Source organism: Streptomyces sp. NPDC056734 (assembly GCF_042790455.1).
GTDB lineage: Bacteria > Actinomycetota > Actinomycetes > Streptomycetales > Streptomycetaceae > Streptomyces.
The window spans coordinates 170,573-185,653 of the sequence record NZ_JBHTZD010000011.1; the positions used below are offsets into that span (position 1 = coordinate 170,573).

Below are 15,081 nucleotides of genomic sequence, written 5' to 3' on the forward strand. Positions count from 1 at the left end.
TTGTCCTGACTGAGGGCCTCGTGCTCCACTAAACTTCATTCAACACATCGATCACCCGCTCCCGGGCGGGAGGGCATCCACGGGGGAGATGCGTGTATGAGAACCTGGGCTTCGAGAGACTGCTCGACGCGGACGGTTTCTTCGCCCGTCTGTTAGGGCGGTCGCCGTCCGGTGCCGATCGCAAGTTGCTGTACGGCCCTGACCTGCCCGTGGTGCTGCTCACCGGAGGCCCGGGGATGGGCAAGCGGCGGCTACTTCGGGAGGTGCACGAGAGTTTCGTCCCCCACGTGCCCGTGATCTCTCTGGACTGTGCTTCACGGGAGTACGCGGACGATGCCGGGTCGGAGCCCGGTGCCCGCTCGCCGGTGACCGAGGCCCTGTTCGCGGCCGCCCAGTTGCTGCACACCTGGCGGGGAACGGGCGGCGCCTTCACTTTCCCGCGGTTCTTCGCCGGCCTTGCGGTGATCGCGACCGGCGTCGCGGACGGCACGGGCGAAGCGATCAAGACAGAGATCGAGCGGTACCAGGAGCTGATCCAGCCGCGCCTGCGTGGTCTCGGGGCGCGCGACTTCTGGCGCGGCCCCTTCCTCGTCGCGGTCGTACGGAAAATGCTGGAGGTCCTGGCCGGACAGACACTGGGCCCGTACGGCGCCGCCGCGCTCACGGCGCTGCTCGACGCACTCTTCGAGCGCCTGACGCCCCGGGGCGAGGCGGAGCTGGCCCGGATCTACGGTGAGTATCCCGGCGCCGCCGGCCAGCCCAAGCACGGGTTGCGCAGGCTTGCCGCCGACTTCCGGGCCGGCGGCGACCCGCGGGAGGACGCGGAGCGCTTCCTGTTCCGGGCGCTGCGCGAGGACCTGGAGGCGGCATACGGCGGGTTGGGGGGCTGGCTGGGCCGGGTCGGTCGCCCGGGACTGCTGCTGCACCACGCCGAGGACCGGGTGGGCGAGCGGCTGCTGCGCGCCGTGCTCACCGACCGCCGGGACGGGCAGCGCGACCGTGTGGTGATCGTGGGCACGGCCCGCCGGGCGGACGGCGGCGACTTCCTGCACGGAGGTCTGCCACCGAGGGAGCCGGCGGCGTTCCGGCCCGCCGACGGGGTGCCGGCCACCTGGTCCCGCCGGACGGACCCGGAGGAGGAGAGGAGCCCACTGTCCGACGGGGTGCTCATGCTGCGGATGCCCTTCCTCACCGGCGACCAGGTCCGCCGGGTGACGGAGCAGAAACAGCTGGGCGTGGAGCGGGATGGCGGTACGCACAGCCGCCGTATCACCGCCGCCGTGACCCAGCTGAGTGGCGGACGGCCGCACTCGGTGATCCAGCTGGCCACCGCTGCCGCCGGCTACCGGATGGAGACGGACGCCAACGACCGGGCCATCCTGGACGCCAAGCTGCGTCTCTCGGACAGCGCATCCGACCAGCCAGTGACGGACGTACTGCTTCAGGAGCTGATCCTCGACCAGCTGCCCGTGCGGCTACCGGACGAGCACCATGGCCAGTGGCTCGATCTCCTCACCCATCTGTCAGTGGCCCACGACGCTCAGTGCGCGGACGTCCTGCTGCACCATCACCAGGGGGGCCGTGTCCTGCGCCTGACGGCCCATGAAGTCGCGCGGCTGCTCGACGACACCGGCTGGCCCAGCTGCGAGCGGCACTTCGTCGGCGACTTCGGCCTGCGCCAGCTGCTGGTCCACCGGCTGTACGGGCTGGAACGCGACGGCGCCGCCTGGTACGCCGACCACCACCTGCTGCGCGACCACTACGCCGCGAGCGGGCGGAGCGGCGGCGCGTTCCACTCGGTGACCGCCCACCAGATGAACCACCACCTTGTCTCCGGCGGCGTCGACGATGTGGTCCGCCACCTCGCCACCACCCTCCCCGGCCGTCCCCGTCAGTGGTGCGAGGAACTGCTGGAGATCGCCCAGGCGCCCTATCCGGGCAGGGCGGACGAGCGTCGCGAGCGCGCCCAGGGCCTGGTACGGGTCGACGGACCGCCGCTGCGCCGCACCGTCGACCAACTGCTTCACGCTGTCTGGCTGTGCGAGGAGCGCACCCGGCCCACCGGCGGCGAAATGGCCCGCACGCTGGAGCAGTTGCTGAGACAACTGTCGACCATGGACTTCGACGGCGCCGGAGAGCTGGGCCCCACAGCCACCGAGTGGAGCCACCTGGCCGCGAACGAGCAGCCGTTGCTCCGCTGCGACTGCACCCATCAGCTCGGCCGAAGGAGGTAGCGGGAATGCCCGGCTGGATACCCAGGTGGAACAGACTGCCCAGATGGGGAAAGATCCTCTACGCGCTGGCGGGTGTGACAGCGCTCGTGGCCGCAGGCTTGTACGGCGTTCCCGCGCTTCAGGAGCCGGACACCTGTCACGAAGGCGTCGAGAAGATCGGTGACGAGTGCATCGGCGTCGACGGCGCCGGCTACGACTTCGGCACGCCCGAGATCAGCGCCGTGGCCAAGGCCATCTCGGAGGAGAACAAGTCGATCGCGGACGAGCCCCACGTCACCGTGGCGATGATGCTGCCCCTCCAATCGGACACGGAGGGGTTGCGACGGCAGATGCGCAGCGACCTCCAGGGCGCGTATCTGGGACAGCGACAGGCCAACTCGGACAAGGGTAATGAGCCCAAGATCCGTCTGGTGCTGGCCAACCCCGGGCAGAACTACGGCCATCAGGACAAAATCGTGAGCACGCTGCTCGACATGGCCGAATCCGACCAGGACAAGCTGCGGGCCGTCACGGGCTTCAACCTCTCCCTCGACGCGACCGAGGCGGCCGTGGCACGTCTGACAGCAAACGGTGTACCGGTGCTCGCCTCCCGGATCACCGGAGACCAGATCGCGAACGTCGAAGGGGAGAAGCCACGGTTCCCCGGCCTGGCCCGGATCATCCCCACCAACGGCGAAGCGGCCCAGGCCCTCGCCGACTTCAACGCCGAGAAGGGCTGGAAGAACGAGAAGACGGTGCTGGTCTACGACACCCGACCGGACGCCTACAACGAGTCGCTGGCGAGCGCGTTCCGGGGGATCGAGGAGACGGGTCCGGCCGGTCCCGCCGATATGCCCTTCGAATCCCCGGGGATCGACGAGGCCGGCTCGACCGGCAGCCAGTTCCAGCAGATCACCAACAACATCTGCGGTTCAAAGGCCAACACCGTCTACTTCGCGGGCCGCGCGCTGCACCTGCAGATCTTCGCACTCACGCTCGCCAAGCAGACCTGCGCGGATCGGCACTTCACCCTGGTCAGTGGCTCCGACGCCGCCTCACTGTTGCAGACCATGTCCGAGGAGGACTGGGCGCAGCTGCGCAAGGAGAAGGACGAAGCGAAGGTGACGGTCCAGTACGCCGCCCCCGCGCATCCGGACGCCTGGGGCACCGAGAAGGAACAGTACCTCGAGGAGCCCAAGGAGGCCCTGAAGGCCCTCAATCGCCTGATCACAGCCACGAGCAAGGCGGGTACGGACCTAGGCTCCACCCCGAACCTGGAGGACTCCCGCACCATGCTCGTCTACGACGGTCTCGTCACCATCGGCACGGCCCTGCGCGCGGTACAGGGCACCGACGAGCAGGTACCCAGCCTCGCGGACGTCCGCCGGCAGTGGCCGATGCTCCAGTCAACGCAGCGGGTGAAGGGCACGAGCGGTCTGATCTGCCTGACCAGCGTCGGGAACCCCTACAACAAGCCGGTCGCGGTGGTCAATCTGAAACCGAGCGAAGGCAAGGGCGGGACCCTGGAGTTCGACGATCTGGGCTGGCCCACCGGGAAAGAACAGCCGGAGAACTGCGTGATCCCGAGCGGCACTTCCTGAGACAGCCGACCCTCTCTGAGTTCACACCCCAACAGGCTCTCGGCGATTCCTCGGCTCACTGTCGCGCTCCTTTCCGCGGGCTCCGAAGGGGTTCATCGGGCCGGAGGAGATGGTGGTGACATTCGGGAGTGGACCGCTTCGTCACGAGCTGTCCGGCCCCGACCACTGCGGCCGTTCCTGCCGGTCAGCAACAGGCGCTATGGCAGGTGGAGGGATCACCGGCAGGTGATCGACGGGATCCCGCACCGGGGGATCGACCGGGACATCTCGGTCGACTCCACCGTCGTCCGTGCCCACCAGCACGCGGCCGGCGCCCGCACCGACCCGCCGGGACAGCAGGCAGGCTGCACGTGGTGCGAGCCCTGCTGGAGAAGATCCGCGTTCCCCGCCCCGGGACGGGGCAGGCCCCGCAGGAAGCCGGACAGCCTCACGGCGGACAAGGCATCCAGCGATGGGCCCTGCCACCAGTAGCCGCGGCGACGCGGCATCCGGCACACGATCCCGGAGAAGACCGACAGCCGGGCCGCCCGCCTGCGCAAAGGCTCACGCGGCGGACGGCCACCCGGCTTCGGCGAAGAGCGCTACAAGAGCCGCAACACCGTCGAACGGACCATCAACCGGCTCAAGAACGCCCGAGCAGTCGCCACCCGCTACGGGTTCGACGGCGATGTGCCCCACCACGCCCTGCCCCGTCATGGCGTACTGGAGGCGTCCTCCCGGCGGACGCGGTCATAGCGGTCGGCGATCAGATCGGCAACCAGGTCCGGCCGCGACAGGAACGGTGAGTGACCGGTGTCGAACTCGACCAGTTCATCGGCGTTGTGCGCCATGGCGCGCTGGTCCTCGGGGTGGATCACCCGGTCCTGCCGGCACAGCGCGTAGGTCGTCGGGATGGTGTGCCACGCGGCCTCCCGGTCGGCGGCGATCGGCTTGAAGGCGCCGACGGCGACCGGGCGCATCGTGGCGATCATGCGCTCCGCCAACTCCTCGCCGACATCTTGGTAGAACGCCTCCTTGGCCTGTGACGCGTCGATGGTGATGTGGCCGTCTCTGTTCACCTGTGCCGATCCGGCCGCGGTGGCCCGCCGCTGATCCGGGGGTGTCACCGGCACACCCGCCTCGGTCATGAAGGCCGCGAGGTAGATGAGGTGTTTCACCTGAGGCAGCCCGGACACACCGAGCGTCACGGGGCTGCCGCCCCATGAGTGGCCCACCACGATCACCTCGCCGCCCTGTGCCTGGACGGCGGCGCGGACGACAGCGGCGTCCACGTCCAGCCTGGCCATGGGCAGCCGCACGGCGATTGACGGGATGCCCCGTGCGCCGAGTTCGTCCCGCAGCAGATCCCAGCAGGTGTGGTCGTGCCAGGCGCCATGCACCAGCACCACCGTCGTCTGCTCAGCCATGTCTCTCCTTACGTTGCCATGCGGGTCCCGGCCGCCCGTGCCGAGGTTCGGAGGTGGCCCACAGGGGGGCTCACCGGGGCTCACGGCAGCCGGTGCGAGCCCTTCCGGCGTGCCCGCACCCGGGCGTCGCCGAAGCGGCCGGACCGGGTGACCGTGGTCAGCGGCGTTGTCGAGTGGTCGCCTCCGTGAGGGGAGGATCCGGTGCCGGTGCGGGCCGCCGGTCCGTATCGGCCGCTGCTCCCGCACCGGAGCCGTCCGGTGACGGACCGGATGAGTGAGCCGGGGCGTCGGGCGCCGCCAGCACCAGCAGCGCGTCGGCGACCCGGGCCCCGCGCGGTCCGGCGATCACCGGGTTCAGATCGATCTCGCTCACCTCGGGGTGAGTGATCATGAACTCGCCCACGGCGACCGCGATGTCGGCAACCGCCGAGACATCGACCGGAGCCGTGCCCCGGGCCCCGGTCAGCAACGCGGCACCCTTCAGACGCAGCAACTCGGCGGCGATGTCCGGCGCGCTCAAGTCAGGCGGCAGGAGCCGTACATCGTGCAGGGTCTCGATCCACACGCCACCCAGCCCCACCAGCAGCACCGGGCCCCAGGCGGGATCGCGGCGCGCGCCGATCACGAGTTCCACGCCCGGCTCGGCCATCCGCTCGACGAGGACACCGTCCAAGGAGAGCGTCGGCAGCCGATCGGCCACCGCGCCGCACACCCGCTCGTACGCCCGGCGCACCGCGTCGGCGTCACCGAGGCCCAGCGCCACCGCGCCGAGATCGCTCTTGTGCGTCATCGCGGCCGACTGCGCCTTGACCGCCACCGGATACCCCAGACTCCGGGCGACGGCGACAGCCTCATCGGCCGAGGCGACCAGGCTGCCGTCCGGGACCGGGACACCGATCGCGCGCAACAGCTCCTTGGCCCGCCATTCGGCCTGCGGGCCGGCAGCCAGTCCGAGCGGCTCCGCCCGAGGGCCCACCTCCCGCCGCCCGCGCCGAGCAGCGACCGCGACCTCGCGCAACCGGGCCAGCGCCCGCACCGAGCGCTCGGGAGAACGGCTGGTCACCGCCCCGCCGCGCTGCGCCAACTCGGCGACCTCAGGCCACAGGTCCCGGTCCTCCTCGGCCACGCTGAAGACGGCCGGGACCCGGCGTGCCCGGGTCGTCTCGGCGATGAAGCCTTCCAGAGCCGAGCGCATGGAGGGCCGGCTGAGATAGGGCAGCGTGAGCAGCAGGCTTCCCGTGGCCGGATCGTCGAGCACGGCCCGGATCGCCGCCGGGACGATCGTGTCGTCCAGGGCGAGCCCGGTGCCGAGATCCACCGGATTACGTGGGGTGAGGTAGTCCGGCGACCGCTCGGCCAGTGCGGAGCGCGTGGGCGCGGACAGTTCGGCCAGCGGCAGGCCGACGTCGTCGGCGTAGTCCTGCAAGAGGACACCGACCGCACCTGAGCCGTTGACCGATACCAGCCCGGCATCGCTCAACTCCGGCTCATGCCGCAGCAGTTCGGTCAGGTCGATCAGTTCCTCAAGCGTATGGGCGACCACTCCGCCGACGCCGGTCAGTACGGTGCTGATCAGTGCGTGGTCGCCGCTCAGCGCTCCGGTGTGGGACTGCGCCGCGGCCCGGGCGGCGTCGCTGCGGCCGGGGTGCAGCACGACCACCGGCTTGCCCGCGGCGCGGGCCGCGGCCACGGCGGCCAGAAAGCGGTCCGGTCGCCGGATCTGCTCCGCGTAGACGGCGATCGTGCCGATCAGCGGCTCCTGCCGGAAGAACTCGACGAAGTCCGCGAGGTCCAGGTCGGCCTCATTGCCCGTGGACACGGAGTACGCGATCGGTACGCCGCGCCGCATCAGGGAGCCGACCACATGGGCGGCCAGCGAGCCGCTCTGCGCGGCCACCGCCACCGCCGGTCCGCGGTCGCGCGGCATCGGCTGCTGCTCGGCCATCGGCGTCATCTTGATGTGAACACCGTCGACGTAGTTGAAGAAGCCGAGACAGTTGGGTCCCAGCAGGCGGAGGCGACTGGCCCGCACCACCTCGGCCAGCTGTTGCTGCGCCACCTGTCCCGACGGCCCCGCCTCGGCGAACCCCGACGCGAAGCACACCGCGCCCGTCGCACGACCGGCGAGGCCCGCGATGCTCTCGGGCACGGCTGCCGCCGGTACGGCCATCACGGCGAGGTCGACCGGCTCGGGCAGCGCGTCCGTCCCGGGCAGCACCGGCCGTCCCGCCACCTCGCCGGCCTGCCGTCCGACCAGGTGGAGCCGGCCCTCGTAGCCATGGGACAGCAGGTTGTCCACCAAGGTGTGCGATACGGACCGCGTCCGGGTCGACACCCCGATGACGGCGATCGACTCCGGTGTGACGATCCTGGCGATCGCCGAACGGCTGCCGTCGCCCGCCGCGTCGGCGGCGGGACGCACTCTTCCCTCGCGCCACACGTCCGGGTTCGCGTCCGGGTTCGCGCCGGACCGTGCGGTACTCACTGCCCAGCGCCTTCGGACCCGGAGGTGGGGCGCACATACCCCTGGAGACCGGGCTTGATCGACTTCTCGTCCAGGAACTGGGCCAGCCCCCGTGCCCGCCCCTGCTCGGGATCGGTGTTGATCGCCGCGGCGAGCTTGGTGTTGATGTAGTCCTCCGCCTCTGTCCAGCCCATCGACCTGATGTGCCGCACGGCCTCCTTGGTGCCCCGCAGCACGGTCGGGTTCTTCGACTTCAGCAACTGGGCGATCTCGATCACCCGCTCGCGCAGCCGGCCGGCCGGGACCGCCTCGGTGACCAGGCGCATCTCGGCGGCCTTGCGGCCGTCGAAGGTCTCGCCGGTCATGCTGAAGTACAGGGCGTCGCGCAGGCTCATCGTGTGCACGATCGCCTGGGGCACATTGCCGCCCGGAATGATGCCCCAGTTCACTTCCGACAGCCCGAACAGCGCGTCCTCGGCGGCCACGGCGATATCGCAGGACACCAGCGGCGTGAACCCGCCGCCGAAGCAGTATCCGTTCACCATGGCGATGGTCGGCTTCGGGAATCCGCGCAGCCGGGGTCCCTGCCACAGATGGGCCGTCCGACGGCGCATCTCCTGCTGGATCAGTGGCAGCGCGTCGACCTCGCGGAAGTACTCCTTGAGGTCCATCCCGGCCGTGAAGGAGTTACCGGCGCCGGTGAGGACCAGCACCTGGGAGCGCTCGTCGGCCGCGACGGCGTCCAGCACCTCAACCATCTCGTCATTGAGGGTCGGGCTCATCGCGTTGCGCTTCTCCGGACGGTTCAGCACCACCCAGGCGATGCCGTCACGCTCCGTAGCGAGCACTGTCTGCCAGGTGCCGAGTGCCCGGCCTTCCGACTCCGTGACCTCGGTGTTCACAGGATTCGGCCGGTCCGGAAGTGACGTCGTCGCCATGTCGTTCCTCCTTCGTGCGGTACACGCTCTCCCTTAAAGCTAGGCACTTGCGTGTCGGTCGTCAATGATGTGGCGACCTTTAGCTTCCGGCCTTACTATCGACCCGTGCCTCTACCGCCCCGCCCCGTGGACGACACCCCTGAAGATCCGCCCGAGCTGGCGCGGGCCCACCGGCCCCAGTTCCTCGCCCTCATGCTGTTCGGCTTCACCGTGTACGAGCGACCCCTGGCGCTGGCGGCGGGTTCGGCCATCGATGTCCTGGCCGGCCTGGGGATCTCCACCCACGCGGTCCGCTCGACACTCACCCGCATGACCGACCGCGGACTGCTGACCCGCGTCAAGCACCGCCGAGAGGTGTTCTACGCGCTCACCGCCCACGGATCCGCGGTACTGGCCGATGGCCAGAAGGCCGCTCACCAGCCGCCCGACTGGCCATGGGACGGGGAATGGACCGTCCTGGGGTTCTCACTGCCGGAAGAACAGCGAGCCGTACGCCATCAGCTGCGGTCGAGACTGACCTGGCGGGGCTTCGGCCTGCTGCACAATGGCATGTGGATCGCGCCGGGGCAGGTCGATACCGAGGCACTGCTCTCCGACCTGCACCTCGGCCCGGCCGTCCGTGCCTTCACCGCCCGACCCGTCCCGCCGACCGACAGCGTGCAGCTCATCCACGACGCCTTCGATCTGGAGGCGATCGCCACCCGGTACCGGGCGTTCGTCGCCCGCTGGGAGCACCCCGACCCGACCGGCCGGGCCGGAGCGAGCGCCCTCACCCGCATACTGCTGCTCCAGAGCGAGTGGTCCCAGATCGCGCGCGCCGACCCCCGGCTCCCGGTCTCGCACCTCCCGCCGGACTGGCCGGCCAAGGCGGCTCACACGCTGTATCACGATCTGTACCGCGACTTGGCGCCCACGGCCCGGCAGGAGTGCGCCGCCCGCATTCGCGTGATCGACGTCCACCCCGACCCGGTCCCATGAGGTGGTCCCGCAACCGGTCACCAGCGCCGCCCACCTGAGGCATGCACCGCGCGCCGTCGCCAGACCGCGGTCACCGAGGACGCCGGTCTGCGTCGGGCCCGTGCTGGTGGGATGTCAGGACTCGGGTCGTGGACAGGCTGGGCTCGCCTGGCAGCAGCCCAGCACTACTGCGCGTCGGACTCGAAGTCCTCCAGGAAGTAGCTGTCATGTCGGATGCGGAACTGCTTGAGTTCTTCGCCGCCGCGCTGCGCCATCTCCGCGAGGCGCTCGAAGTACTCCTCGCGTGGGGCGCCCGGGGAGAAGAGCATGAGCATGGACATGGGCTCGTCGGTCACATTCTTGAAGGCGTGCAGGCCGCCGGCCGGTACGTACAGGAAGTCGCCCGTGCGACCCGTGACCCATGCCTCGCCGTCGTAGAGTTCCAGTTCGCCGGAGAGAACGTAGAAGGACTCCGACATCGTCCTGTGGAAGTGGGTCTTGGCGCCGGCGGACCGTGCACCCAGGTCCACCCTGTACAGGCCGAACTCTCCGCTGGTGGACTGGTTGGTGGCGAGGTAGTGGGTGGTGGCGCCGGGTGAGGAGATGTCCGGTGGGCTGTCGGCCGGGCGGAAGACCGAGTTCGCTTCGCCCTGGATGCCGTGGTAGCGGGCTGCCGGGTACTCGTGCGGTTCGGGGTACGACATGGTGCGCTCCTGTTCGCGGCTCTTCATCGGTCTGATGGCCAGGGTGTGGTCCGGCACCTGCAGTTCGGCTGCACCGGCGTTGATGTCCGGATGCCGGGGCGCCCGTGTCGCAGGACGCGATCCGGGCGGGTGGGCGTTCTTCGGGGTTCAGCGGCGCAGGGTGGTCTCCCGCTCCAGACGCGAGAGCTTCGCGGGATTGCGCACGGCGTAGAGCCCGGTGACGAGGCCGTCGTCGATGCGCATCGCCAGGACGGTGTCGACCTCGCCGCCCAGCCGGACGATCAGCGCCGGATCACCATTGACCTGTGTCGGTCGCAGCGACATCGCGGCGGCGATCCTGCCCAGCACGCCCGCCACCCGGTCGGCTCCCACGACGGGTGCCAGTGCGGCCCGGACGACTCCGCCGCCGTCGGTGAGCAGGACGACGTCCGGGGCGAGGACGGCGAGCAGGCGTTGCAGGTCGCCCGTTTCGACCGCCTGCCGGAACGCCTCGACGGTGCGGCGGTTCTCGGCGGCGGAAGTGGCCCCGCGTGGTCGGCGCGCGGCGACATGGGCCCGTGCCCGGTGGGCGATCTGACGGACCGCGGCCTGACTCTTGTCGACGGCCTCGGCGATCTCGTCGTATCCGACGTCGAACACCTCGCGCAGCACGAACACCGCCCGTTCCGTCGGGGTGAGCGTCTCCAGTACCAGCAGCATCGCCATCGAGACGCTGTCGGCCAGCTCGACGTCCTCGGCGACGTCGGGCGTGGTCAGCAGCGGCTCGGGCAGCCAGGGGCCGACGTAGGATTCCTTGCGCCGGCCGAGCGTGCGCAGATGGCTCAGCGCCTGCCGGGTGGTGATCCGGACCAGGTACGCGCGCTGGTCCCGCACGGTGCCGAGATCGACGCCCACCCATCGCAACCAGGTCTCCTGAAGGACGTCCTCGGCGTCGGCTGCTGATCCGAGCATCTCGTAGGCGACGGTGAACAGCAGATTGCGGTGGGCGACGAACGGCTGGGTGACGGCGTCCATGCGGTCGCCACCAGCGGCCGGCTCGGCTGTGTCCCTCGCCCGGTCACTCGTAGTTCGGTCGTTCATCGCCGCTCCCGTCCGTCCGTTCGCTCATGACTGCGCCTTAGCACCAGACACCGGCCTCCACAGTTTTGTGACGCCCGCGGACCGTGACGGGTACCACATCTCCGCGTCGTCACAGGGACCGGGCGGTCGGCGTCTTGTGTCCGTCCCGTGCAGTTACCGGCAACACCACGAGTGAGGACGACGTCATGGAACCTCGATTCAACCTGCTCGACAGCCCGACCGCCGCGAAGGTCGCCAGGCGGTTCTACAACACCTCGCTGGCCCTGGAGGCATCGACACTGCCGAAGGCCCTGCGGGAACTGGTGGAGCTGCGGGTGGGCCAGCTCAACGGCTGCGGCTTCTGCGTCGACGTCCACAGCAAGGAGGCCGCGGCCGCTGGTGAGACCGCGCTCCGGCTCCACCTGGTCGCCGCCTGGCGGCACAGCACCGTGTTCACCCGGGCCGAGCGGGCGGCGCTGGCGCTCGCCGAGGAGGGCACCCGGCTCGGCGACCACGGCGTGTCCGACGAGACCTGGGCCGAAGTGCGCACGCACTACGACGACGATCAGGTCGGTGCGCTGGTCTGTCTGGTCTCCCTGATCAACGCGGCCACCCGGATGAACGTGATCGTGCACAACCCGGGGGGCTCCTACGAGCCCGGCATGTTCGCCCCGTGAGAGCCGCGAAGGCATCGGGTAATCAGCGATGACGGTGCGACGACCTGCCTGACGCCTCCGCGCGGTGGCGGCCTGGGCGTGGGCGTCGCACCACGGCACTCTTCGGTGTCAATCCAGCGAAAGGGGTGACAACTCCCCACACCGTCAGCACACTTCTCCCACGCCACCAGCGCAACGAAGACCCCACGACCAACCCCTACGGCAACCCATCCGGTCAAGGGCGTCGTCAAGCCCTGGCAGGCCGTCACCTGCTGGACCAACGAGGATCGCCTCCGGCTCGGCTGCAAGGTTCCGCCCGGGCGGGTGGTGTTCCCGTGTTCCCCACCCGCTCGGGTGAACCGGTCGCCGTGGCCGGCGAACTCGCCCTGTCCGGCAGGCAATGGGCGCCCGGCCCCGTGGTCGACGACGGTCCGACCCCGGGACAGCGGGAGACCGCCAGCCGTGCATCATGCCGCGTTCGCCCACCGCTCCGCATACGTGGCGCCGCGGGTTGGCGAAGCCGATCCGGCCGTGCAGATCCAGCCCGCCCCTCACGGCGCCTGGGCCCAATAGAACGCAACGGACCCCGCACGCCTCGCGGCGACGGCCGACCTCACGACTGGATCACCCGCTGCTTCCTGCCGGCCCACGCACCCGGCCTCAACCCCGTCGAGGGCATCTGGTCACCGGTGCGGTGCAGTGGCCGGGCCAACGCGGCCTTACCGGCCCAGACCACCTGGTGCGCACATTCCGCCGGATCCAATGCCGCAGAACCCCATCGCTGGATGTCTCGCCGAAACAGGTTCTGTCATGACGACATCCAGCCAACAAGCTTGTAGCTATGGGTAGTTGATGCGATGGGACCCGCACCTGGCGTCTGCGGCGCTGGTCGGCGCTTCACAGCGGGCGCGGCATTGGGGGTCGGTATTCCTTACCTAGGGTTATTCCCGTCGTTTTCCGCGTTACGGTTGTCCCAAGGCGCCCTGGTGTGGCGCATGGTCAGAGCTGGGGCGCATGCGATGGCTCGGTCCAGGAGGTGAGCCGAGGTGGTTCGGTCACAGTCGGGCGGGAGGACTGGGGTCTTCGTCGTTCTCATCGTCTACATCGTGGTGCTCTCGGGGGCTCAGATCCCCACCTCGCAGGGCGGTGTGGTGCGGCTCGGGGGGTTCTCCCTCCTGGCCCCTCTGGTGGCCAGTGCCCTGCTGCCGTACCGACGGGCGCTGATCATCTGCGGGCTGACCTTGCTGGCCCTGGTGGTCCTCTACAGCGGCGTCATTCCGGGGCTGCCAGGGGTCCACCGCATGGTCACCATCGCGTTGGTCGCGCTGGGCACGGCCGCGAGCATCCTGGTGCTGCGGATCCGCCTGGCGCATGAGGAGCGCATCAAGGGGCTGATGATCGCCCGGGACCGGCTGAGCCTGCTCACGGCGGCGGGGGAGCAGGTCGGCTCGACGCTGGATGTCACCCGCACGGCCCAGGAGCTGGCCGACGTGGCCGTGCCGAGGTTCGCCTCCGCTGCCGCCGTGGATCTCTTCGGGACCATTCTGTCCGGTGACGAACCGCCCGCACTGCCGGCCGCGGAACCCGTTACCGTGCAGCGGGTCGCCTGCTCCGGTGGGCCCCATCCCCCCTCGGACCCGGGCTCGGGCTTCGGACTCGGCACCAGCGATATGCACACCTACGCGCCCGGGTCCCTACCCGGTGGTGCTCTGCTGTCGGGACGCCCGGTTCGTGGCACGGTCACGGACTTCGACGCCGTCGACGGCCGGTTCTCCGGGACGGGTACCCGGACCACCCGTCTCGGTGGTGGTTCGGCGCTTGTGGTTCCGTTGCGTGCTCGGGGGATCACTCTGGGTGTGGCGACGTTTGTGAGGGCGGCGGGTCGGGTGCCGTTCGATGCGGATGATCTGTTGCTGGCGGAGGAGATCGGTACGCGTTCTGCGGTGTGTGTGGACAATGCGCGTCGTTATGCGCGGGAGCATTTGACGGCGTTGGCGCTTCAGCACAGTCTGCTGCCGTCGGGTCTTCCGGAACAGAGTGCGGTGGTGGCCGCTCACCGGTATCTGCCCGCGCAGGTGGGGGTCGGTGGTGACTGGTACGACGTGATCCCGCTGTCCGGTGCCCGGGTGGCGCTGGTGGTGGGGGATGTCATGGGGCACGGGGTGCATGCCGCCGCCACGATGGGGCGGCTGCGGACCGCCGTGCACAACTACGCGGCGCTGGATCTTCCGCCGGAGGATCTGCTGACCAATCTCGATGATCTGGTGAAGCGTCTGGGTTTGGACGAGTACATCGCGACCTGTCTGTACACGGTGTATGACCCTGTGGCGCGCCGGTGCACCCTTGCCCGGGCGGGGCATCCGCCACCGGCCCTGGTCCTCCCCGACGGCTCGGTGACCTTCCCCGACGTCCCGGCCGGGCCACCCCTGGGTGTCGGCGGTGTCCCCTTCGAGGCGGTGGAGATCCCGGTGCCGGAGGGGAGTCGGCTGGTCCTGTACACCGACGGTCTCATCGAGGCGCGCGACCGTGACATCGACACCGGGATGGAGGCGCTCCGCCAAGCGCTGGAGAACGCCCCGGACCGTTCCCCGGAGGAGACCTGTCAGACGGTCATGGCGACGATGCCCGACACCCGTACCAAGGACGATGTGGCCCTGCTCGTCGTCCGCACCCTGGGTCTCCCGGGCGACCAGTGCACCAGCTGGGACATTCCCAGTGACCCGGCGGCGGTCTCCGCGGTGCGCGAGCGAGCCCTCAAACAGTTGGAGGAGTGGGAGCTGACCGAGTACGAGTTCAGCACCGAGCTGATCATCAGCGAACTCGTGACCAACGCCATTCGCTACGGCGGCACCCCCATCTCCCTGCGCCTGCTGCGCGACGACAACGCCCTGATCTGCGAAGTAAGCGACGGCAGCAGCACATCGCCGCGACTTCGCCGGGCCGGCGCCGCAGACGAGGGGGGCCGCGGACTGTTCCTCGTTGCCCAGCTCTCCCAGCGCTGGGGCACCCGCTACACACCCAACGGCAAGATCATCTGGACCGAGCAGCGGCTGGCCGCGAGCCTGGTGCCCGCTTGAGACAGC

The 15,081-nt window shown here is 69.8% G+C and carries 10 protein-coding genes; 5 read left to right on the forward strand and 5 right to left on the reverse strand.

What is annotated here, in order from left to right; translation table 11 throughout:
• Nucleotides 1-92: 92 nt before the first annotated feature.
• Both ACFRFC_RS18880 and ACFRFC_RS18885 read left to right on the forward strand, forming a co-directional pair.
• Nucleotides 93-2,234, forward strand: a complete 2,142-nt coding sequence (locus tag ACFRFC_RS18880; RefSeq protein ID WP_382688216.1) for a hypothetical protein — start codon at nucleotides 93-95, stop codon at nucleotides 2,232-2,234.
• An 86-nt stretch (nucleotides 2,235-2,320) separates the two neighbouring features.
• Nucleotides 2,321-3,814 (forward strand): amino acid ABC transporter substrate-binding protein, encoded by a 1,494-nt coding sequence (locus ACFRFC_RS18885; protein ID WP_382688217.1) that lies wholly within the window; start codon nucleotides 2,321-2,323, stop codon nucleotides 3,812-3,814.
• Nucleotides 3,815-4,506: 692 nt separating this feature from the next.
• Here ACFRFC_RS18885 and ACFRFC_RS18890 read toward each other — a convergent pair.
• The 3 genes from ACFRFC_RS18890 to ACFRFC_RS18900 form a co-directional block, all read right to left on the reverse strand.
• Nucleotides 4,507-5,220, reverse strand: coding sequence for an alpha/beta hydrolase (locus tag ACFRFC_RS18890; protein ID WP_382688219.1), 714 nt, complete (start codon nucleotides 5,218-5,220; stop codon nucleotides 4,507-4,509).
• 157 nt (nucleotides 5,221-5,377) lie between these two features.
• Nucleotides 5,378-7,705 carry an acetate--CoA ligase family protein gene (locus ACFRFC_RS18895; RefSeq protein WP_382688222.1) on the reverse strand — a complete coding sequence of 776 codons (2,328 nt, stop codon included), beginning with the start codon at nucleotides 7,703-7,705 and terminating at the stop codon, nucleotides 5,378-5,380.
• Complete coding sequence (locus ACFRFC_RS18900; RefSeq protein ID WP_382688224.1) at nucleotides 7,702-8,622, reverse strand: p-hydroxycinnamoyl CoA hydratase/lyase; 921 nt, start codon at nucleotides 8,620-8,622, stop codon at nucleotides 7,702-7,704. The genes ACFRFC_RS18895 and ACFRFC_RS18900 overlap by 4 nt, the downstream gene beginning before the upstream one ends.
• A 105-nt stretch (nucleotides 8,623-8,727) precedes the next feature.
• Between ACFRFC_RS18900 and ACFRFC_RS18905 the strand changes: the two genes are divergently transcribed.
• Nucleotides 8,728-9,600, forward strand: coding sequence for a PaaX family transcriptional regulator C-terminal domain-containing protein (locus ACFRFC_RS18905; RefSeq protein WP_382688226.1), 873 nt, complete (start codon nucleotides 8,728-8,730; stop codon nucleotides 9,598-9,600).
• 164 nt (nucleotides 9,601-9,764) lie between these two features.
• Here ACFRFC_RS18905 and ACFRFC_RS18910 read toward each other — a convergent pair whose 3' ends face one another.
• Both ACFRFC_RS18910 and ACFRFC_RS18915 read right to left on the reverse strand, forming a co-directional pair.
• Nucleotides 9,765-10,283, reverse strand: a complete 519-nt coding sequence (locus tag ACFRFC_RS18910) for a cupin domain-containing protein (RefSeq protein WP_382688228.1) — start codon at nucleotides 10,281-10,283, stop codon at nucleotides 9,765-9,767.
• A 147-nt stretch (nucleotides 10,284-10,430) separates the two neighbouring features.
• Nucleotides 10,431-11,363 carry an RNA polymerase sigma-70 factor gene (locus tag ACFRFC_RS18915; protein WP_382688230.1) on the reverse strand — a complete coding sequence of 311 codons (933 nt, stop codon included), beginning with the start codon at nucleotides 11,361-11,363 and terminating at the stop codon, nucleotides 10,431-10,433.
• Between the two features lie 185 nt (nucleotides 11,364-11,548).
• Here ACFRFC_RS18915 and ACFRFC_RS18920 point away from each other — a divergent pair, with 185 nt between their 5' ends.
• Nucleotides 11,549-12,019, forward strand: coding sequence for a carboxymuconolactone decarboxylase family protein (locus ACFRFC_RS18920; RefSeq protein WP_382688232.1), 471 nt, complete (start codon nucleotides 11,549-11,551; stop codon nucleotides 12,017-12,019).
• A 1,025-nt stretch (nucleotides 12,020-13,044) separates the two neighbouring features.
• On the forward strand, nucleotides 13,045-15,075 hold the full coding sequence (locus ACFRFC_RS18925) for a SpoIIE family protein phosphatase (RefSeq protein ID WP_382688234.1): 2,031 nt from the start codon (nucleotides 13,045-13,047) through the stop codon (nucleotides 15,073-15,075).
• The last annotated feature ends 6 nt before the right edge of the window (nucleotides 15,076-15,081 follow it).

Coding starts and splice junctions, on each gene's coding strand:
- ACFRFC_RS18890 (WP_382688219.1), bottom strand. CDS start 5,220: ATGGCTGAGCAGACGACGGTGGTGCTGGTGCATGGCGCCTGGCACGAC.
- ACFRFC_RS18900 (WP_382688224.1), bottom strand. CDS start 8,622: ATGGCGACGACGTCACTTCCGGACCGGCCGAATCCTGTGAACACCGAG.
- ACFRFC_RS18910 (WP_382688228.1), bottom strand. CDS start 10,283: ATGTCGTACCCCGAACCGCACGAGTACCCGGCAGCCCGCTACCACGGC.
- ACFRFC_RS18915 (WP_382688230.1), bottom strand. CDS start 11,363: ATGAACGACCGAACTACGAGTGACCGGGCGAGGGACACAGCCGAGCCG.
- ACFRFC_RS18920 (WP_382688232.1), top strand. CDS start 11,549: ATGGAACCTCGATTCAACCTGCTCGACAGCCCGACCGCCGCGAAGGTC.